Below are 20,468 nucleotides of genomic sequence, written 5' to 3' on the forward strand. Positions count from 1 at the left end.
ATGAGCGAGAGAGAGATAACCTCGGACATCCAGGTGCTGGTGGTGGACGACGATCGACCCTCGCGCTTCTTGCTCGTTGCCGCACTGAGACAGGCGGGCATGGCGGTACGCGAAGCCGACGACGGCCAAGCGGCGCTCGACATCATCGCCGAAGCGCCGCTGCCAGATCTCGTGCTGCTCGACGTCCTCATGCCGGTGCTCGATGGCTTCTCAGCTTGCCGCCGGATCCGCGCCCTGCCAGGCGGGGCGCATCTGCCGGTGCTGATGATGACGGGACTCAATGACGAGGCGTCGATCCTGCGTGCCTACGAGGTCGGCGCCACCGATTTCGTCGCCAAGCCAATCACCTTCACCTTGCTGATTCACCGCATCCGCTACATGGTCCGCGCGGGCGCGCTCACCGAGGCCTTGGCGGAGAGCCAACATCGGCTGGCGACCGCACAAGGCCTGGCGCGCATTGGACACTGGGAGTGGGACATCGATAACGACGTCTGGACCTGGTCAGCGCAAGCACTCGAGATCATCGGCGCGGATCCCGCGGATGCGCGCCGAACACCCGCGCCCTTGCTCGAGCGGATCCCCACGCGTGAGCGCGGCCGCCTCAGCAGCTGGCTGCTCCGCGTTCAGGCCCAGCGTGAGGGCGCGGAGCTGAGCCACGCCGTCGTCGGCATGGACGGCGCAGAGCGGCACCTGCGCCAGTTCGTCGCGCCCTACGGCACATCGGGGGGATCCAAGAGCCGACTCTACGGCGCTGTTCAAGACATTTCGCGGATGCATGAGGCTGAGGCGCATATTCACCGCCTCGCTTACTACGATAGCCTCACGAAGCTGCCCAACCGCGTCTATTTCCTCAGCCACCTCGAGCAGACGCTGGAGCTGTCCCAACGCTACGGGCGCTTGGGCGCCTTGCTGTTTCTCGACCTCGACAACTTCAAGCAGGTCAATGACTCCCTCGGCCACCACTACGGCGATTGCCTGCTGCGCGAGGTCGCCGAGCGTCTGCTGGGCTGCCTGCGCGCGAGCGACCTGGTGAGCGCGATCCCCGGCGCCGATGCGCGCCATCAGCTCGCCCGGCTCGGTGGGGATGAGTTCGCGCTGCTGCTGCCGGAGATCCGCGCAGGCGAAGACGCGGCCCGCGTCGCCGAGCGCATCACGGCGGCGCTGAGCCGTCACTTCTCCTTGGATGGCCATCAAGTGGCCGTCACGCCAAGCATTGGCATCACGCTTTTCCCGCGTGACGGTCTCTGTGCGGATGACCTGCTGCGCAACAGCGACATGGCGATGTACCAGGTCAAGCGCGGGGGCAAGAACGCCTACAGTTTCTACGACACGGCCCTCGACCGGGCGGCCCGCCGGCGCATGCAGGTCGAGCAGGCCCTGCGCCAAGCAATCGAGGAGGAGACGCTCGCGGTGCACTTTCAGCCCCAAATCGACCTGCGGACCGGTGCCGTCAAGGGGCTGGAGGCACTACTGCGCTGGCGACATGCAACGCTCGGGGAAATCCCGCCCGGCGAGGTCATTCCGATCGCCGAAGAGACCGGGCTCATCATGCCGCTCGGCCATTGGGTGCTGCGCCACGCCTGCGAGCAGCTCGCGGCGTGGCGGCTCGGTGGCACGCCCGTCGCGCGCATCGCGGTCAATGTCTCGGCCAAACAGTTCGTCCAGCCCGGGTTCCCGGGCCAAGTCCGAAACGTTCTCGACGACACGGGCATCGAGCCGGACGCGCTGGAGCTGGAGCTGACCGAGAGCGTCCTCATGAGTCAGGCCGAGGCCTCCATCCGCGCGCTCGAGGCGCTCCGCGGCATCGGCGTGCAGATCGCCATCGACGACTTCGGAACCGGCTATTCGAGCCTAGCGTATCTCAAGCGCTTTCCGATCGATCGGCTCAAGATCGACCGCCGTTTCATCGAGAACATCGACCATGACCGTGATAATGCGGCCATCGCCCAGGCTGTGATGGGAATGGCGATGACCATGTCATTGCACGTGACCGCCGAGGGGGTCGAGAGTCCCGCGCAGCTGCGCTTCTTGAGTCGGCATTGCTGTGACGAGGCGCAGGGATTCTTGTTCAGCAAGGCCGTTCCAGCGCGCGATGTGCCCGCCGTGCTGGCGCGGGTGCGAGAGACCTTCGAGCTGGCCCTGGGATCGCCGCGAGCATGATGAGGCGTGGAGGCGGCCCTAATGATGTGTGCCATGGGCGTGCAAGCGCGCAACCTGCCTTGGCCGGCTTGAATGCTCCATTGCCGACGCGTCTGCAGCGCAAGGGCTCCACGACGCCTGCTCTGGTCTTCGGAGAAGGGCGCCAGAATGGGCGTGCAGCGGGGCGCGCCAACCGAGATGACGTGCGATGAGCCAACTCATTCGAAGACTCCCGATCCGCCTAAAGATGATCGCCATGGTCGTTGGCGTCAGCGGCCTGGTGCTGATCCTTGCCACCCTCGCCTATGGCGCCGCCGAGCATCGTGCGCAGCGCGCGGGCATGACTGCCTCGGCCCTTGCCCTGACTCGGGTCTTGGCGCTCAATGCCTCCGCTGCCGTGCTGTTCGATGACAACGAGACTGCCCGCGAGATCCTGGCTGCGCTGAGCGCCCATCCAGATGTCCTGGCCGCTTCGATCTCAGCTGCCGATGGCGTGCGCGCGACCTACGCCAAAACGGGTGCCGATCCGGCGTCCTTTGAGGAAGCGACACGCAGGTCATCCACGGCCGCGATGGAGCAACCGGACGTGCGCTTCCACGCGCGCCATTTGGTGGTTCGCCAGCCGATCCAAGTTGGCCAACGCATGGTCGGCTTCATCGATCTGCGCTTCGACTTGGCACCGCTGCGAGCCGGCATACAGCGACGGGCTGTGATTGCCGTCGCGGTGCTTGCCATCGGACTGCTGGCGGCCTACCTGCTCGCCTCGAGGCTCCAGCAAATCCTTTCCCGACCGCTGGTCTCGCTGATGCGCACCATGGACGAGGTCTCGCGAACCGGCGATGCCGGGCTGCGTGCCCCCGTCCTCGGAGAGGACGAGCTTGGCACCTTGACGCAAGGCTTCAATGGCATGCTCGCGCAGATCCAGAAGCACGATGAATCACTGACTCAGGTGATGGCGGACCTGCAGATCGCCAAGGAGGCCGCCGAGTCGGCAAGTGCCGCCAAGTCGAGCTTCCTGGCGGTAATGAGCCATGAGATCCGCACGCCGATCAGCGGCGTGCTTGGCATGACTGAGCTGCTGCTCAAGACGCCATTGAGCAGCGCCCAGCGGCGTCTGGCCGACTCGGCACATCGCTCGGTGCTGAATCTGCTCGCCCTGATCAATGACATCCTAGACTTTTCGCGCATCGAGGCCGGGCGGCTGGAGCTGGAGCATTCGCCCTTCGATCTGCGTCAAGTCCTCGGCGATGCGCTGGTCATCCTGCAGGCTTCGGCGCACAGCAAGGGCATCCGGCTCGAAGCCCACCTCGAGCCGAGCACGCCCTGCGCGCTGATCGGAGACGCCAACCGTCTGCGCCAAGTGCTGCTCAACTTGGGCGGCAACGCGGTGAAATTCACCGAAGCGGGAGGGGTCAGCATCCGGCTCAGCGCGCACCCGCAGGAAGACGATCGGATCTGCTTGCAGGGAAGGGTCGAAGATACTGGGATCGGCATCGCTCAAGACGCCCTGGTCGGCATCTTCGAGCAGTTCAGCCAGGCCGATAGCTCGACCTCGCGGCGCTTTGGCGGCTCCGGCCTTGGGCTACCCATCGCGCGCAAGCTGGTCCGTTTGATGGGCGGCGAGATTCGCGTCGAGAGCACACCGGCGCGCGGGTCGACGTTCTCTTTCGATGTCTCGCTGCAGCGCGATCCGGCGCCCGCGAAGATGGTCGAAACCAGAGGTGTCGACTCGGCGCCGGAGGGATTCGCGGGTCACCTCTTGGTCGCCGAGGACAACCCGATCAATCGGCAGCTGGTCGAAGAGATGCTCGCCTGCCTGGGCTGTCGCGCGACCCTGGTCGGCAATGGCCGCGAGGCCTGCGAGCGAGCGCTCGCGGAGTCCTTCGACCTCATCCTGATGGATTGCCACATGCCGGAGATGGACGGCTTCGACGCGGCTCGATGCATTCGCGCTGCCCAGCCCGCCTCCCGCCAGACGCCGATCGTAGCGGTCACCGCCGATGTCCAGGAAGAGGTCGCGGAAAAGTGCGCTCAGGCGGGGATGGACGCCTATCTGAGCAAGCCCTTCAGCTTGCGGCAGCTCAAGCAGACTCTGGACAGGTTCCTTGCGGCCCCAAAGCCAACGACTGGCCAGCGCCCAGTGCCCCCAGGGCAAGTCGTTGATCGCCAGTCGCTCCTCGATTCGCGGGTGATCGCGGAGATCCGCGCAATGCAGCCGGCGGGACAGACGGGGCTCTTCGAGCGCTTGAGCGAGGCCTTTCTGGGCGATACGCGACCGATGCTGAAGCGCGTCCGCACGGCTTGGGAGGACGGCGACCTCCAACAGCTGCGAGAGGCCGCGCATCGCATCAAGTCCGGCGCCGCGAACCTCGGTGCACTGTCTTTTTCCCGACAATGCGCCGAGCTCGAGCGCCTTGCCGCCGAAGGCCGCATCCCGGATGGGGAGGCGCGGGTTCGCCAGCTCGAGACTGACTATGAGCGTGTGGCGGAGGCCTTGCGGCGGGAATGCGCGACATGAGTGACAGCGCCTCGCATGCCTTGGCTCAAGCCTGTTCCGCCGGCCGTCGGCCGGACTGGCCTAAGCCCATTCAGGATGCCAACTCTATGCGAATTTCATTTCATCATGGCAGGCATGCTGTCCTTGCTGCCTGCGGTGCGCTCTTGAGCCTGACCGTCGCGGCCGACAGCCTCACCACACTCAAACGCCTGAGCCTTGAAGAGCTCGCGGATCTGGAAGTCTCGATCGTTTCACGCCGCCCCGAGCGCTTGGCCGACAGCGCTGCCGCGGTCTATGTGCTGACGGCAGAAGACATCCGGCGCAGCGGCTACACCAGCATTCCCGAGTTGTTGCGCCTCGTGCCGGGATTCGCCGTGGCGCGCATCGACACCGCGGAGTGGGCCATCGGCACGCGTGGCTTCAACGGCCGCTTCGCCAACAAGCTCCTGGTCATGATCGACGGGCGCAGCGTCTACACGCCATTGTTCTCCGGGGTCTTTTGGGAGGCCTTCGATACCCTGCTCGAAGACATCGAGCGCATCGAGGTCATCCGTGGACCTGGCGCCTCGTCATGGGGCTCCAATGCTGTCAATGGGGTCGTCAACATCATCACCAAGCGCGCCTCGGAGACTCAGGGCGGACTGGTCTCCGGGACTTGGGGTGATCGCCAGCACGGCGGCGCCGTGCGCTATGGCACCTCGGCTGGCGAGCGTGGCGCGATGCGGATTTGGGCGAAGTACCATGAGAGCCTGCCCGAGCCTGCGATTGGAAGCCAGGACGGAGACGATGACCTCACGCGCAGCCGCGCCGGTTTCCGGGGCGACTGGGACCTCACGCCCGTCGACAGCCTCAGCGCTCAAGGCGATCTGCAGTCGACGGACAGCGACGATCCGACGCTCGACGGCGGCGATGTCATGCTGCAGTGGGATCACGTGCGCCCCTCCGGGGCCACCGATAGTCTGCGCCTGTCCTACGAGCGCGGCCGCCTCGAGACCGGTGCCGGCAGCGAGCTCATCAGCGAGGACCTGGACACCATCGACACCGAGTACCGGCATCGTTTCGTGCCCTGGGATCGCCATGATCTCAACTGGGGCCTTGGCTATCGTTGGTATCGCAGCCGCATTCAGGGCAGTGCGCTCAACGGCGCGGACCCGGCCAACCGGGTCTTCGATCTGTTCAGCACCTTCGTGCAGGACGAGATCACGCTGCTGGACGCGCGTTGGTATCTCACGCTGGGCGCCAAGATCGAGCACAACGACTTTACCGGCTGGGAGATCCAGCCAAGTGTCCGGCTGCGCTGGACACCACAACCAAGCACGACTCTGTGGGGAGCGATCTCGCGGGCGGTCCGGACACCATCGCGCGGCGAGCTCGACTTGGTCGGCGAGAGCGCCGAGCTGAGCGGCGAGAGCTCGGCCTACGGGCTGCCGGTCGTCTATCGAACGACCGGGACCAGTGCCATGGAGAGTGAGACCCTGATCGCCTATGAAGCGGGCTACCGCTGGCGGCCCAGCGCGCATCTCGGCCTCGACGTGGCGCTGTTCTACAACGACTACGACGAGCTGCGCACGTTGGAGCTGTCGGCGATCGCGCTATCCACGACGCCCTACCCACGCTGGGTCGTCTCGGCGACACCCGATAACCTTCTGAAAGGGCAGACATACGGCGCGGATGTGGTGGTCGACTGGCGGCCAACGGCGTCTTGGAAGCTCCAGGCATGGTATTCGATTCTGCGCATGCAGCTGCAGCCGGACGCGCGCTCAACCGACGTGGATGCCTCGGCGCTTGCCGGGCGCTATCCGCAGCAGCAGGCTGGGCTAAGGGCGGGCGTGGACCTCTCCCAACGCTTGGCGCTGGATGTCTACGCGCGTTTCGTCGATCAGCTACCGGATTTCGACCTCGATGCCTACCTGGCGCTGGACGCCCGTCTGGCTTGGCGCCTGCGCCCACAGGTAACCCTCGCCTTGGTCGGTCGCAATCTGCTCGATCCGACACATGTGGAGTACGGTCAGGGGACGCTGAGTGGAACGCCTCACGAGATCGCTCGCGAGGTCATGGTGCGGCTCGAGCTGCAGTACTGAGCGGCGCTTGACGCACCGCGACGATGAAGCTCTTTGCGCGCCGCCTCCAGGGAATGGCTCAGGTGAATCGGCAAGGCCGATCTTGTTCCCTACGCCCATTGCACCGGCTCGCCGTGCTGCTCGGCCTGGGCGTTGGATTCGCACTGGGAGCCTCTTTCACTGCGCGCGCGGAGAGCTACGCGGAGCTTGATGTGCGGGCGGTCTACCTCTACAACTTCGCCGCCTTTGTCGACTGGCCCGACCGCGCTTTCGAGTCTTCCACCAGCCCAGTGCGCTACTGCGTGCTCGCCAATCGTGCGCTGCAGGCCAATCTGCGTCAGGTGCTGGACGGGGAAAGGGTCGACGGGCGTCCGTTCGAGCTGCTGACCGATGAGAACCCTCAGCGCTGGTCGCGCTGCCATCTCCTCTACGTCGATCACGGCTACCAGGCGTTGGCGAAGCGCGTGCTGAGACAAGCGAAGGGGCGCCCCGTCCTGACGGTCAGCGACGCCGAAACCTTCTTGTATGAAGGTGGCGCAATGGCGCTCGTGCGCAAGAGCGGCCGATTGCGACCCTTCGTCAACCGCTCTGCGGTGGCAGCCGCAGGTATCCGCATCAGCTCGAAATTGCTGCGGATTGCCACCCTAGTGGAGCCTTGAGCGCGCCTGCGTCTCATGGAAGTATCAGTGTTTTCAAGAAGTTCATGCGCGAAAGCCGCCTGCGCGACCTGGCTCATTCCAATCAAGCTCCAATCTGGACGGCAGCAAGACGATACGGCGCGCCGCCGCTTCCCCGCCATCGAATTCAGCTCCCATGACCGCGGCCCCGGCCGCCGGTCAGCCGAGTCACGCCAGAGGGCCTGGCTCGGCCCGTGCGGACATCGCCAGGAACGACGACGCATCCTCGACCAGCGAGTCCAGAAGCTCCTGGGGCAAGGCATCGCCGCCCTGGGCAAGCGCCACGGCGCGCATCAGCAGGGCCGCGTCGTCCTGCGTCAAGGCGCCGCCCGGCAGCGCCTCCGCATAAAGCCATACGCCGAGCTGTTGGGGCGCTGGCGGCGCTTCACGTCCCGCGCGGAAGGCCGCAGCCGCGAGCAGCGCGCTCAGCAGCAGCTCGGCGGAAGGACCTGGACAGGCCTGGCGCGCCAGCAATGTCGCCGCCTCCAGCCCCTCTCTGGCGCGGCGCATCAGGGGATGCTCGGCGGGCGGCTCACTCGGCGCCGTCCGGGTCTCGAAGACCGGCTCGGCCTCGGCGACGGGCGATGCGGTGCCGAGACGACCCAGACTGGCGAGAGTGCGGCGGTCGATCAGAGCAACGGGCACTCGCTCGAGCAGCCCCTCGATCGCCGCGTCATCCTCCGCGTCCACCCGATCGAGGACCACGAGCAGACCACGACTCGGCCCAACCGCATCGCCGCGTTTCTGGAGCAAGACGCGCGCGATGCGCGTCCCGAAGAGCCGCTGCAGCTCGAGGATGCAGTTCCGGACCATCTCATCCGACGCGCTGCCGCGCTGCGCCGACGGGCTGATTTCCGGGCTGGCCGATACCAAGGCCGCGGCCGCCGCGCCGGGATGGGACGTCTCGGTCGGCGTCCCGGCTGGCTCCGCCCCGGCCCCCTCCGGCGCTGGCTTCGCCTCGGCCAGGTCGTCTGCCAAGACCTCGGCCAAGCGTTTGGAGACGCTGACAACATCCTCGGTCGCGTCGGGATCGACCACATTGTCGAAGAGATGGCGCTTGCCCTGAACCAGCTCGAGCACGCGCTCCTCATAAGAGGCCGCGGCGACCAGCAGCACTGCCTGGACCTTCTGGCGCTGCCCGAGACGATGCACGCGGGCGATGCGCTGATCCAGCACGGCCGGATTCCAGGGGATGTCCAGATTGATGAGAACCGCGGCGTTCTGCAGGTTCAGCCCGGTGCCGCCGGCATCCGTGGAGATGAACACCTGGATGGCATCATCCTCGCGGAAGCGGTCCATCAGCGCGCCGCGCTTATGCGTGGGCACGCCGCCGTGGAGCCGGACGCTGCCGAGCCCCATGCGGCGGACGCGCTGCTCGACCAGCTCGGTCATGCGCTCCCACTGGGAGAAGACCACGGCCTTGAGCCCGGCCATGCGGCAGAGCTCGTCGAGGATGCTTTCCAGCTCATCCAGCTTGGGTGCGCCCTCGGTCTCCTTGTCGACCAGGCCCGCCGCGTTGCACGCCATGCGGGCGCGCTGTAGGGCGGCCATCATGCGATTCTGCTCGCTCGGCGTCAGGGGACGGCGCTTCATGATCTGCGCCAGCATGGTCGCGGCCTGCAGGGCATCGTCATGGATGCCTTGCTGGACCTCGGTCATGGGCACGTCGACGCGCTGGACGATGCGCTCCGGCAGCTGATCGCGCACCAGGGAGCGGTCGCGCCTGAGCATGGCGGTCGCGAGCCTGCGACGCAGCTCGGAGAGATTGCGATAGCCCAGGACCTTGCCGCGCTCGTCCGTGATGTGGAAGTCGACCATGTAGCGCCAGAGCGGACCGAGCACGCGGGCGTCGACGACCTGCATCAGACTGTAGAGGTCCTCCAATCGGTTCTCGAGCGGCGTGCCGGTCAGCACGAAGGCGTAGCGCGACTGGATCCGCTTGACCGCGCTGGCGATCTTGGTCCGCCAGTTCTTGATGCGCTGCGCCTCGTCCAGGATCAAGAGATCCGGACAGAGCTCCGCATTGATGACGCTGTGGTCGCGCATCAGCAGCTCGTAGTTCACGACATAGAAACCGCGCCCCTGACGGTACTGAACCGCGCGGGCATCCAAGGGCCCTTGAATGACATGGGCCTGGGTGGCCGTGAACTTGGCGATCTCACGCGCCCATTGCTGTTTGAGCGAGGCAGGACAGACGATGAGCACGCGCTCGACGCCATCGTGAGTGTGCAGCCAGTAGGCGGCGGCAATGGCCTGGAGGGTCTTGCCGAGACCCATGTCGTCCGCGAGCAGGGCGCGCCCGCGTCCGGCGAGAAAGGCGACGCCTTCCACTTGATAGGGATAGAGACGCGCCGCGATTCCTGGCAGACGACCGCCGCCGGCGCGAATCTGGCTGCCGATCTCCTCGGCACGGATCGCGCGGGCCGCGTCCTCCGCCAACCGCCGCGCAAAGCCCAGCGCGTCGTCGCCGATCAGGAGGTCATCGCGATCCCGGGTCTGATCGGCAAAGCGTAGGAAGTCGTCCGGGATCCTGAGCCGAAACCGGCCCTCGGCGTCGAAGTGCTGCTGGAGGAGGGGGCTCAGGTCAACGGCCGTGGGCTCGGCGCCAAGGTGCAGCCGAATCCTGGGGGCATCATCGCATTCCCAATCGAGGTAGACGTAGGCCGTGGGGGCGCCACTTCCCTTGATCCTCGCATAGTCCTTGCGCTTGCGGATCCGATGCGCCACGGCCTCGATGTGCTTGCAGGTGCCAAGCTCGTTGGTGGCGAAATCCGGACAGGTGCAATAGTTCGCCCGCCGCGCCAGGGAGCGGATATGAACGCGGTAGCTGACGGGAAAGTGGGTGGTGGATTGCAGCGAGCGGGCGCTCCAGAGGCCGAAGCCACTCTCCTCGGCCTCTGGCGACAGCGGCTCGACCCGAACCTCGGCGCGCGCCTTGGCGATGCGCTCCTCGATGGCCGTCTGAGCCGCATCCGCAAGCTGCTGGGCATCGCCCTGTCCCTTGGCATAGGCGAAGAGGGCCGCCAGGGCGTGAACGCACAGCTCGGCGCCAGAATCGTCCGGGGCTCGGCAGTCGCAGCCCGCTAGGATCGCGCCTGTCTCGTCGAGCGCGATCTCGACTTGGAGCTTATCGCCCGAGTCCTCGTCCTCGACCTCCGCCCAAAGCCCTGCGCCCTCAGGATCGAGGCCGGTCACGCGGTGCTCGTTGCTGTACCTGAGCGCGGCGCGAACCACCGACGGCTGGGCGAGGCGCTCGAGCGCCTCGGTATCGAGCAAGAAGGGATCCAAGCCGTTTGGGTGCCGAGGACGCGCCGCGCCCTCTTCGGGGGAAGCCTGGCTCATGGTGACTCCTGATCGCCGTTGTCGGTTGAGCGCGCGCGGCGACCGGAGATGGGCCCGGGGCAGCGCAGGCCTATTCTAACGACAGCGGCGACAGTGTCATCCACGCCGCTCCCTATCCACTCAGGCATCCAATCGCCAAGCATCGCGGCGGGCAGACGCCCGAGCCAAAGGAGAGCTCAGGGCAAGGAGGTCACCGCGCCTCGTCGATCATGGAGCGGATCTTGGCGAACGTCTGGGCCAGGGATGCAGGGAACTCGGCATCGTCGGGGACCATCTCCGCGATGTCATCGGCGCCATAGCTCATATAGCGCACCTGGGTCTTGCCATCCTTGGAGAAGACCATCACGAACTTCGGCATCAAGATCGACCGCTCAGGATTGAAGGTCAGACTCTTGTCGGCCTTGGTCGGCTTGCAGATCTGCATCATGTGCAGATCGAAATCGTCGGCCACCTGCCCGCCATGCGCCCTGAAGGTCGTCTTCATGTCCATGGTATCGGCGTTGTTCACGACGAACGCGCTTGCTTCCACGATCTCCTTGAAGTCGCTGACGAACTGCTGAACGCTCTTGGCGCTCTCGACCGCGTAAAGATCCTCATTTCTCTTCATTGCTTACACCTCAGTTTGGATGGGATTCGGGGACCTGCTCACTCCGTCAATCGCGGGGCCATTCGGCCGGCAGCAGGCGTGCCCGAGTCATCGGACGGAATACCGCAGCGCCCTGATGGGAGAACGCTATCACCCGCGGGCACTGACGTGACAGGGCAATTGTCAACCGAGGGAAGGTCGTCGATACCGTTTCGGCTTGTGCGGCGGATCGAATGCACGTCAAATTGAGTGCAAGCCACTTTCAGACCGAGCCAGCCCAAGCCATGAGCAAGCCAGAGCATGTTCTCTTCTTCGGCACCTGCCTTGTCGATCTCGGCAGCCCTGAAGCTGGACTCGCGGCCATTCGCCTGATCCAGCAGGCCGGCGTTCAGGTGCGCTTCCCGCAAGGTCAAACCTGCTGCGGCCAGCCCGCCTACCACTCAGGCTATCGTGATGAGGCAAGACGCGTCGCCCGACAACAGATCGCAGCGCTGCAGGGCAGCGAGCCGGTCGTCGTCCCCTCCGCATCCTGCGCAGGCATGATGCGCAACCACTACCCGCGGCTGTTCGAGGGCACGGCGGATGCGGAGCGCGCAAATGCTATGGCGGATCGCGTAGTGGAGCTGTGCGACTTCCTCGCACGGGTCCTGCGGATCGAGCTGGCGGACAAGGGACAGCCGCTACGAGTGGCCTTGCACCATTCCTGCTCGGCTCGGCGCGAGCTGGACGTCGCGGGCGCCGCGGCCGCACTGCTGGGCCGCCTCGCGAACGTCAAGGTCGTCGAGCCGGACCATGCCGAGGAATGCTGCGGATTCGGCGGAACCTTCGCGATCAAGGAGCCGGAGATCTCGGCTGCCATGGCCGCTGACAAGGCGTCTTCTCTAGCCGCGACCGAGGCAGACGTCCTCGTCAGTCAAGACTGCGGCTGCCTCATGAATATCGGTGGAACCGCGGAAAAGGCGGGCGTTGCCCTAAAGACGATGCATATCGCGGAGCTTCTGTGGAAGCGCTGCCAAGCCCCCTCCTGAGCGACGGATGCGCATCGGCCGAGCCTGGCTCGTTCTTAAACCCGTTCTTGCCCTTCAACCTAGAATCCGTCACTTGAACCGCAAAGGCACAAAGGCGCAAAGAGCACGAGGGATAAGAGAGACTTGGGCGACGAAGGCATTTCAGCCGCCAGGAGACGGAAGGCGACGAGCAATTGTTGGCGACGGCAGGCGTGCGCTCTGCCGCTCAGACGCGAGCGAGGGTCGCGCGCCTATCGGCTCGATCCTCGCCGCACCGGCCGAATTCAGTTGAAGAGGCCGTAGTGATAGGCGCCCTCGATGACGCCGCTGGTGTAGTAGCCGCTCAGACCCATGAAATCGCCCTTGGCGAAGTAGACCTTGAGGTCGGGATTCTCGGCCATGGCCTCGCGCACCTTCTCGACGAGCTGATCGTCGGCGTTGCGGACCAGGACACCGGAGAAGCCCGCCGTGAGCGGAAAGATGTCGTTGCCGCTGTCACCGCAGAAGACGACCTGCGCCTTGGGCGTACCCAGCTCCTCGGCGACATACTCCAACGCGGTTTGCTTGGTCGCGCTCTGCGGCAGGAAATCCAGCAGCCCCTTGCCGTCCTGGGAATCGAAGCTGTAGATGATGACCTCGTCGAAGCGGCCTTCGACACACTCGTGCACCCGCTTCAGGATCTCGTCCTTGCGCGCGTGATCCACATAGTAGCTTTGCTTGAAGGGATTCAGGTGCTCGGCCTCCTGCTGGCGCAAGCCAGGAATGTCCGCAACGGCGGTGCGAACGGCCTGGGCATCCCAGCGCGGACTGGCGTGCTTGACGTGCGCGACCCAGCCCTCGTCGAAAGTCCAGTCGCCGTTCTCGAGCCGCCGGATGGAGGTCCCGACATCCCCGATCAGATAGTCGGGACGCCGCACGCCAAACTCGTCGATGGCCTTCTCCGTCAGGGCCAGATTGCGCCCGGTGACATAGACCACGGTGACGCCGTGCTCGCGGGTGAGTGTGTTGAAGCGCTCGATGGCTTCCGGATCGCGCTCCCAACGGCCATTGGGCAAAAGGGTACGGTCCAGATCGGTCGCTAGGATCTTCATGGCGGTTCTCCGATGAGAATGCCCCCGCAGCCATCACCGACGATGGCTGCGGGGACGCTCCGGGGGGAAAGATGGGCTCGCGCCGAATACTGTCAGTCGAAGACGAAGCGGTCTAGTAGACCGGACGGGCCGAAGTGCTCGACGCTAAAGCTGTGTGCGCGCAGATCGGCGCGCAGGACAGCGCAGTGATCGCCGTGGCTCCAGCTGAGATGCAGCAGATGTGGCTCGCTCGGAATGACCTCGAGCTTACCTTGGAAGGCCGGAGAGGTGTTGCGCAAACGAATCAGCTTGAGCTGGTCTTGAACCACGGGCTTTTGCAGCCCCTCCTCGACCTGCTCCAGCGACAGATTGGTCCGGTTGATCTCCTTGTGCCCCGCGGGGCCGCCGCGATCCGCCGCCACGTAGTCGTTCTTGCCGGCGAAGAGATCCAGGTACCACACCTGGGGAATCCCCGGCATGAAGAGCTGGATGGCGCGTGCGAGCAGGAGCTTGCGCTCGTCCTCGCCCAGGGCGCTGAAGAAGGTGGCGTTGACCTGGTAGTAGGAGATCTTCTTGCCGTCTGGGCCGTAAAGACTCTTGACGCGGCCGCCGCGCGCGATGATGCGGCTCATGACCGCCTCGATATCGGCCTCGTCGAGCAATCCGGGACGCGCCTTGCCCTTGGTCTGCTTGCCGCTCAGATCCAGCACCGGGATGCCGTCATGACAGCCAAGCATGTTGATGGTCTGCATCCCTTTCGCCTGGATCTCACCGATCCAGCTCAGCAGGTGGTCGCTCGCGCCCCGCTCGAGCGCGTCGATGACCAGCCCGGGAAAGAAGAAATCGTAGATCGGGAAGCCCTTGCTGGCCACTTCCTCGTGCAGGCCGCTGCCATACTCGGCATGGATCTCGGGGAAGACGATCAGATCGTGCTTCTCGGCAAGCCCCCGCAGGCGCTCGAGGTAATCCCAGGTCCCGGGGCGGTTGAAGAAGTTGACCTCCCCCGGCTCCTTGTGCAGATAGGCGAAGGCATCGAGCCGAATGATCTTGGCGCCATAGTCGCGCAGCTTGCGCAGTGTTTCGTCATAGAAGTGCCAAACCTTCTCGGAGCGCGCGTTGAGGTCCATCTGGCCCAGGTAGTCGCGCTTTTGCTCGACGATGGAGACGATCTTGTCCTTCAGGCTCGCATAGCCGTTGAGATCCATGCCGCTGAGATCCGGCTTCTGGCGAAGCCGCGCGTTGACCATATCGGCGAGCAGCGCGGCATCGGACTCGGTCAGCCCCTCGATCTCACCCAAGTCGGCGGGCGAGATCTCACCATAGCGGATCTCCTGATAGAAGGTGTTCCAATAGGGCCGTTCCGAGCCGTCCGGGAAGCGCACCTTGAGGATGGGTGCGCCCGGCTTGCGCATGAACAGCTTCTCGAGATATTCCGGCTTGGGCATCAGATGCCCGTCCTCGGTCGGCTCGCCGTGCTCGGCCCAGAAGGCGTTCCAGTCGATGAAGAAATCGCGGTATTCGGAGGCGTCGCCGTGCTGCAGGAGGTCCTGGAACTGCGGCGAGCGGACGGAGAGGTGGTTGAGCACGAGATCGAACTTGAACATGATCTCGAGTCGATTCAGCTCCTCGAGGTCCTCGGGCGAGACGAGCTCCGGATTGTGATCGTAGTCGATCACCGAAAAACCGCGATCCAGGTCGCTGTTGAAGAAGGTCGGGAGGATGTAGAAAAACGCGAAGGCCTTCTCGAGCTCGGGCCTGCGAAGCAGAGCGACCGTATCGGACAAACGGCGGCCGATACTGTCGGGGTAGGCGTTCAGCATCACACCATTCGGGAGCGACTGCTGGGGTTCTTTCGTTCCTGTGCGCATGATGTGTCTCCCCTGTTTGGCGCTCATTATGCACAGTCTCGGCCTGGTTTGAAGCGCGACAGATGGACGGCACGACTTTTCTACCACAGGCTACGACTTTAGTACGATTTACTCCACAATGGAGGCCTTGACAGCCGAGGCGCGAGCGGCCTCCTATACTGCCCCTGGTGTATCGCGAGCCGCGGCATGCCGTCATCCGAGCGCCCTGACCCGCTGACGCAACCCTGCGGCGCCATCTTTCACCCTGGCGATGGAGCAAAGGATAATGACAGAAAAGAACAATCTCCTTTCCGACTCAGACCCTTTGAAAGAAGTCGTCTTTCCGCGCGGCATCCCCGGATTCGAGGATCTGAACCGCTATCGCGTGCTCTATTCGGACACAGAGTCCGGACGCGTGTACTGGATGGAGTCCTGCGAAGATCGCGAGATCCGCTTCACACTCGTCGATCCGAGGTTCTACTCGCTCAACTATGTGCTGGAGCTGACGGACGAGGAAGAGACCCTGCTCCAGGCCGAGACACCGGAGGAGATCGTCGTCCTGCTCATGCTTTGGAAAGATGAAGAGCCCGACCAAGAAGGCAAGCCGAGCCTCCATGCCAACATCGCCGCCCCCATCCTGATCAACGTCGAGAAGCGCATCGGCATGCAGAAGCCCATCCCGAGCCCCAAGCTGGCGATGAGCATCTCGAACTAGGTCCCCGACCGCCCGCGGCGCCGACCCAAGCCAGGAGCACAGGCCCATTACCGATCTCTTCGACGGCCTCGTTCAGGACAACTGGCACGTCTTTCTCGGCGCCCTCGCCGTCTTCGTCGGCTGGCCTCTCAGTGCCTGGCTCCTCAAGGACAGACCGCTGGCGAAACGCCTCCCTGGCCTCGTCGCGCTGATCGATCTCCTTCTTCTGCCAGGCGCCGTCCTAGTGGCGGGTGCCCTGCTCCAGCTAGCCGGCGATGTCCTCGGGCTGACCGAGGCGCAGCAGCCACTGCGCTCGGCCACGCTCCTCTTCGCGCATTTGGCCGCCGGCTGGGCCTTGGCGCGGGTCATCGAAGTCCTGCTGCTCGACCGCGCCAACGAAGATGTGTCGGAGCGCATCCCGAAGATCGTGGTCGGCCTCATCTATGTCGCGACCATCTTCCTAGGTCTCGTGGTCTTTCTCTGGCAGCGCGGCTACTCCTTCACCGGCCTCTGGGTCTCGACGGGCGTCGCCGCCGGCGTGCTCGGCTTCGCGCTGCAGAAGACCCTCGGCGATCTCTTCTCCGGAATCGCGCTCGGCATAGAGCGCCCCTTCCGGCTCGGCGACTGGGTCGAGCTCGAGGACGCCACCGTCGGGCAGGTGATCGACATCAACTGGCGCGCGACCCACCTGCGCGGCTGGGACAACGCGACTTTGGTCGTTCCCAACTCCCTGATGGCGGGACAGGCGATCAAGAACCTCCACGACGACAAGCACCTCTACGCACCCTGGTATTTCGTCAAGCTCCCCGCCGAAGTCGAGCCGAGATTCGCCAGCGCACTCTTGCTCGAGGCCGCACTGCGCTGCGAGAGTGTGCTCAAGTTCCCCTACCCTGTTGCCCGGTTGGCCGACGCCACCACCATTCCCTACTCATACATGGTCTGGGTCCATCTCAGGAACTACCAAACCATGTTCCGGGCCCGCGAGGAGCTCTTTCGGGAAATCCACAAGAGTCTGCAGAATGCGGGGATCGAGTCCGCGCCCGAGGTCCATGAGCTGCGCACGCGCCGCGCCCACGTCACCAGTGGAGAGCCCCCTAGCATTCACCTGGCGCTCAAGAGTCTCGATCTCGGCGGCCTGCTGACCGAGGAAGAGCTGGATCAAGTCGTCGCCAGCAGCCGCTACTGCCACTTCGACACCGGCCACCGCATCCTGGCCGAGGGCGAGGCCAGTGACGCCTTCTACATCATTGCCGGCGGCCTAGTGGAGGCGTCGGTCACGCTGCACAACGGCGAGCGCAAGGTCACGGAGACCCTGACGCCGGGCGATTCCTTCGGCATCACTGCGATGCTGACGAAGGACCCCTCCGTCCTGGAGCTCTCCGCCAAGAGCGACGTCAGTCTCATCCGCACGGACATCGAGTGCGTGCGCACCATCGTGAGCGCGCGCCCCGAGCTTGCCGAGCATCTTGCGCAGATCGTGAAGCAGCGCCTCGACGCCGCCGAAGCCGTTGTGGCGGCCAGTCGTCGCAACGTGCGGCGCTTGAGTGTTCGCGACATCCGTCAACGGATCGAAGGATTGGTGAGCCGCCCTGGCCGTGGAGAGCGCCAAGGCGACAAGCGTCAACCTTGAGGAGCGGCTTCAGGCCCGCTCAGCATGCCGTCCGCGCATCGCCGCAGTCGTGCCATTCGCCCGGCACGCGATAGGCTTGGATCCAGCTGGAGACCTCGGCGGCCGCCATCGGCGGAGCGATGCCGTAGCCCTGCGCCAGCTCGCACCCCATGTCCAGCAAGCGCTGCCCCTGCGCCAGGGTCTCGACGCCCTCGGCGATGACCTCGCGACGGAAGGCCCTAGCGAGGCCGATGACGCCCTCGACCACGTGCGCATCCTCGGCGTCGCTCAGCATCTGATCGACGAAGCTGCGGTCGATCTTGAGCACAGGCGCGTGGAGCCGGCGGAATAGATTGAGCGAGCAGAATCCGGTTCCGAAATCGTCGAGCGCGAATGAGATGCCCAGCAGCTCGGCCTGGCCGATCACTGAGGCAATGTCATCGATCTGCGCCAGCGCCGCCGACTCCGCGATCTCGAGCGCCAGCCCTCGCGGCCTGGCCTCTGGATAGCGATCGAGCAGACAAGCGATCTCTTGAAGGAAGCCGGACGTCCGCAGCGAATGCGTCGACACATTGACCCGCAGCTTGAGCTGCAGCCCAGCCTCGAGCCATGCGGTCTGCTGCGCCAAGGCGTGATCCAGAACCCAGAGGTCCAATCGGCGCGACAGCTCGATCCCTTCGATGGAAGGCATGAAATCGACGGGCAGCAAGAGCCCGCGCTCGGGATGCTGCCACCGGACGAGCACCTCGACGCCATCCATCCGCCCGCTCCGCATGTTGACGATGGGCTGGTAGAGGAGCCGCAGCTCGTCGCTGGAGATGGCCCTGCCGATCGCCTCCAGCATGGCGCGATTCGCCGCCGCGAGCCGGTCCTCTCGGGCGTCGAAGAACTGGTAGTTGTTGCGGCCGCCCTGCTTGGCGAGATACAAGGCATGATCGGCATGGCGCAGCAAGCCGTCGGCATCCGCCGCATCCTTGGGATAGAGCGTGACGCCGATGCTCGCCGAGATGCGCCTGGGCTGACCCTCTATGAGGTTGCTGGCGGCGAGGCCGCGCAGGATACGGTCGAGCGTCTGGGCGCAGACTCCTGGCCTGCCGACATCGGCAAGTACGAGCGCGAACTCGTCGCCGCCCCAGCGCGCCACCGTATCGCCGGGGCGCACGCTTGCCCTGAGCCGCTCGGCGACGATGCGCAGCAAGCCGTCTCCCGCCTCGTGCCCAAGCTCATCGTTGATCGGCTTGAAGTCGTCCAGATCCAGGTAGCAGACCGCGACTTGGCTGTGCTCGCGATCGGCGACCTGCATCGCCTGCTGCAGCCGATCGAGCAGCAAGCGGCGATTTGGCAGACCGGTGAGCTGATCATAGTAGGCGAGCGACTCCAAGCGCTTGAGCGCATCTTCCAGCGTCTGCTCGGTCAGCCTGCGCCGCGTGACATCCGAGAAGACCCCGACGACGTCGCCGCTCGGCAGCTTGTAGACACGGCCCTCGATCCATTGATCGCGCCGCTCGTCGGCATAGCGCAGCATGGGCACTTGCTCCGCCTCGCCGCTGCGATAGACGCGCTGGAGCACATCCTTCAAGCCAGTCGCCGCCAGCCCTGGAAAGGCATCCAAGAGCGGCCGGCCCAAGGCCTCCCGAGCCGACACCCCGGTGATCTGCTCACCCGCCGGATTGAGCTGCGCGACGACGAAGTCGCGGCCTTGGTCGATGGCCCGATAGACGGCGACGCCGTCGGACATGTGCTCCACCAGCTCGCGATATCGGGTCCCGGCCTGCGTGAGCTTGGCATCCTTCGCGCGCTGCTCGGTCAGATCCTGGCCGACGGCATAGATGAGTCGAGCCTCGGGCTGAGCGGCGATCGACCAAGCCAGGATCCGAGCCTCGCCGCCCTTGCAGCGCATGCGACACTCGAGCCGGACATGCTCGGACGCCCGACCCAGGCTGCGTAGCACACGAGCCATGGCGCCGACATCCGCCCTATCGACGCAATCCAGCACGGAGCGTCCGATGAGCGTCTCGCCGTCGTAACCGAGCAAGTCGCCCCAGGCGGCATTGGCCCTTCGGATACGGCCATCGCCATCCGCGATCAGGAAGAGGTTCGGGGAGAGGCGGAAAAACCTGGACTGCTCATCCTCCGCGAGCTTGAGCCTGGTGATGTCGCGCACGACACCTGCCACCCGCGTCGCCCGGCCATGCGCATCGCGCACGGCGTTACCATAGGCGCCCAGCCAGTGAATCGAGCCGTCCGGCCAGCGCACGCGAAATTCCAAGTGATGCTCGGTGCCCTGCTCGACACAGGCGGTTACATTTTCCTTCCAGGCGATGAGGTCGTCGGGATGGATCCGCGAGCCCAGGTCCTCGTAGGTGCCTTGAAACATGCCTTCGGGCAGCCCCCACAGGGCGTCCACGCCCTCGAGCCAGCGCACCCTGCCAGTGTGCGGGTCCCAATCCCAGACGCCCGTCTGCGACAGCCGCAGGGCCAGCCGCAGCTGAGCCCGGGACTCCCGCAGCGCCGCCTCGGCCGAAGCCTGGTCGGTGACGTCGATCGCAACACCGACGAGACCGATCGGGCGCCCCGCGTCGTCGCGGCAGGTCTCGGCGCGCGCCTCGATCGACCGCGCCTCGCCGTCAGGAGCCACGACCGCGCGATAGCGCAGCGAGATCGGCCCTGCTCGGTCGCGCGCCACTGCAATTTCAGCACGCAATAAAGACCGGTCTTGCGCATGCACGCAGCCGATCCAGTCTTGGAGCCGAGGCGCGCAGCCCTCGAGATCATGGGCTCGCGCCAGCGCCCATCGGTCTCGAGCCAATCCGTGCGGAGATCCAGCGCCCACCCAGCGGCCCCGGTGAGCCGCATCATTCGGCCGAGACGATCGATGGGATCACGACGCCTCATCGAGCGGCCGCGGCCGGGCTGCCCTTCGCCCTCGAGCACTGCGCC

Annotated in this window: 12 protein-coding genes; 7 read left to right on the forward strand and 5 right to left on the reverse strand. The window is 65.3% G+C overall.

The annotated features are described in order from the left end of the window. The 4 genes from G3446_RS11145 (at position 1) to G3446_RS11160 (ending at position 7,355) form a co-directional block, all read left to right on the forward strand. Positions 1-2,160: a putative bifunctional diguanylate cyclase/phosphodiesterase gene (locus tag G3446_RS11145; protein ID WP_164452908.1), complete on the forward strand. Its 2,160-nt coding sequence runs from the start codon at positions 1-3 to the stop codon at positions 2,158-2,160. 187 nt (positions 2,161-2,347) lie between these two features. Next, a complete protein-coding gene (locus G3446_RS11150) occupies positions 2,348-4,657 on the forward strand; it encodes an ATP-binding protein (protein ID WP_164452909.1) in 2,310 nt (769 codons plus the stop codon). An 86-nt stretch (positions 4,658-4,743) separates the two neighbouring features. Then, entirely contained in the window at positions 4,744-6,717 is a 1,974-nt protein-coding gene (locus tag G3446_RS11155; protein ID WP_164452910.1) for a TonB-dependent receptor plug domain-containing protein, read from the forward strand. Between the two features lie 23 nt (positions 6,718-6,740). Continuing rightward, positions 6,741-7,355, forward strand: coding sequence for a TOL_0243 family YfiR-like periplasmic protein (locus G3446_RS11160; protein WP_164452911.1), 615 nt, complete (start codon positions 6,741-6,743; stop codon positions 7,353-7,355). 186 nt (positions 7,356-7,541) lie between these two features. Here the strand turns inward: G3446_RS11160 and G3446_RS11165 are convergent, their stop codons facing one another. Both G3446_RS11165 and G3446_RS11170 read right to left on the reverse strand, forming a co-directional pair. Next, positions 7,542-10,715: a DEAD/DEAH box helicase gene (locus tag G3446_RS11165; protein WP_164452912.1), complete on the reverse strand. Its 3,174-nt coding sequence runs from the start codon at positions 10,713-10,715 to the stop codon at positions 7,542-7,544. A 190-nt stretch (positions 10,716-10,905) separates the two neighbouring features. Further along, a complete protein-coding gene (locus tag G3446_RS11170) occupies positions 10,906-11,322 on the reverse strand; it encodes a DUF302 domain-containing protein (protein ID WP_164452913.1) in 417 nt (138 codons plus the stop codon). A 263-nt stretch (positions 11,323-11,585) separates the two neighbouring features. On the opposite strand from G3446_RS11170, the gene G3446_RS11175 reads away from it, so the two are divergent. Continuing rightward, entirely contained in the window at positions 11,586-12,329 is a 744-nt protein-coding gene (locus G3446_RS11175) for a (Fe-S)-binding protein (protein WP_167757079.1), read from the forward strand. A 263-nt stretch (positions 12,330-12,592) separates the two neighbouring features. Here the strand turns inward: G3446_RS11175 and G3446_RS11180 are convergent, their stop codons facing one another. Together G3446_RS11180 and G3446_RS11185 are read right to left on the reverse strand one after the other, a co-directional pair. Continuing rightward, a complete protein-coding gene (locus G3446_RS11180; protein ID WP_164452915.1) occupies positions 12,593-13,399 on the reverse strand; it encodes an HAD-IIB family hydrolase in 807 nt (268 codons plus the stop codon). A gap of 92 nt (positions 13,400-13,491) precedes the next feature. After that, positions 13,492-15,246: an alpha-amylase family protein gene (locus G3446_RS11185; RefSeq protein WP_164452916.1), complete on the reverse strand. Its 1,755-nt coding sequence runs from the start codon at positions 15,244-15,246 to the stop codon at positions 13,492-13,494. 265 nt (positions 15,247-15,511) lie between these two features. On the opposite strand from G3446_RS11185, the gene fliW reads away from it, so the two are divergent. Further along, a complete protein-coding gene (gene fliW / locus G3446_RS11190; protein ID WP_164452917.1) occupies positions 15,512-15,940 on the forward strand; it encodes a flagellar assembly protein FliW in 429 nt (142 codons plus the stop codon). A gap of 223 nt (positions 15,941-16,163) precedes the next feature. Next, entirely contained in the window at positions 16,164-17,549 is a 1,386-nt protein-coding gene (locus G3446_RS11195; protein WP_342450096.1) for a mechanosensitive ion channel family protein, read from the forward strand. Between the two features lie 19 nt (positions 17,550-17,568). Here the strand turns inward: G3446_RS11195 and G3446_RS11200 are convergent, their stop codons facing one another. Further along, complete coding sequence (locus G3446_RS11200) at positions 17,569-20,361, reverse strand: EAL domain-containing protein (protein WP_342450097.1); 2,793 nt, start codon at positions 20,359-20,361, stop codon at positions 17,569-17,571. Positions 20,362-20,468 lie beyond the last annotated feature (107 nt).

Source organism: Thiorhodococcus minor, from assembly GCF_010820565.1.
Taxonomy (GTDB): Bacteria; Pseudomonadota; Gammaproteobacteria; order Chromatiales; family Chromatiaceae; genus Thiorhodococcus; species Thiorhodococcus minor.

Coding starts and splice junctions, on each gene's coding strand:
- G3446_RS11145 (WP_164452908.1), top strand. CDS start 1: ATGAGCGAGAGAGAGATAACCTCGGACATCCAGGTGCTGGTGGTGGAC.
- G3446_RS11150 (WP_164452909.1), top strand. CDS start 2,348: ATGAGCCAACTCATTCGAAGACTCCCGATCCGCCTAAAGATGATCGCC.
- G3446_RS11155 (WP_164452910.1), top strand. CDS start 4,744: ATGCGAATTTCATTTCATCATGGCAGGCATGCTGTCCTTGCTGCCTGC.
- G3446_RS11160 (WP_164452911.1), top strand. CDS start 6,741: ATGAAGCTCTTTGCGCGCCGCCTCCAGGGAATGGCTCAGGTGAATCGG.
- G3446_RS11165 (WP_164452912.1), bottom strand. CDS start 10,715: ATGAGCCAGGCTTCCCCCGAAGAGGGCGCGGCGCGTCCTCGGCACCCA.
- G3446_RS11170 (WP_164452913.1), bottom strand. CDS start 11,322: ATGAAGAGAAATGAGGATCTTTACGCGGTCGAGAGCGCCAAGAGCGTT.
- G3446_RS11175 (WP_167757079.1), top strand. CDS start 11,586: ATGAGCAAGCCAGAGCATGTTCTCTTCTTCGGCACCTGCCTTGTCGAT.
- G3446_RS11180 (WP_164452915.1), bottom strand. CDS start 13,399: ATGAAGATCCTAGCGACCGATCTGGACCGTACCCTTTTGCCCAATGGC.
- G3446_RS11185 (WP_164452916.1), bottom strand. CDS start 15,246: ATGCGCACAGGAACGAAAGAACCCCAGCAGTCGCTCCCGAATGGTGTG.
- fliW (WP_164452917.1), top strand. CDS start 15,512: ATGACAGAAAAGAACAATCTCCTTTCCGACTCAGACCCTTTGAAAGAA.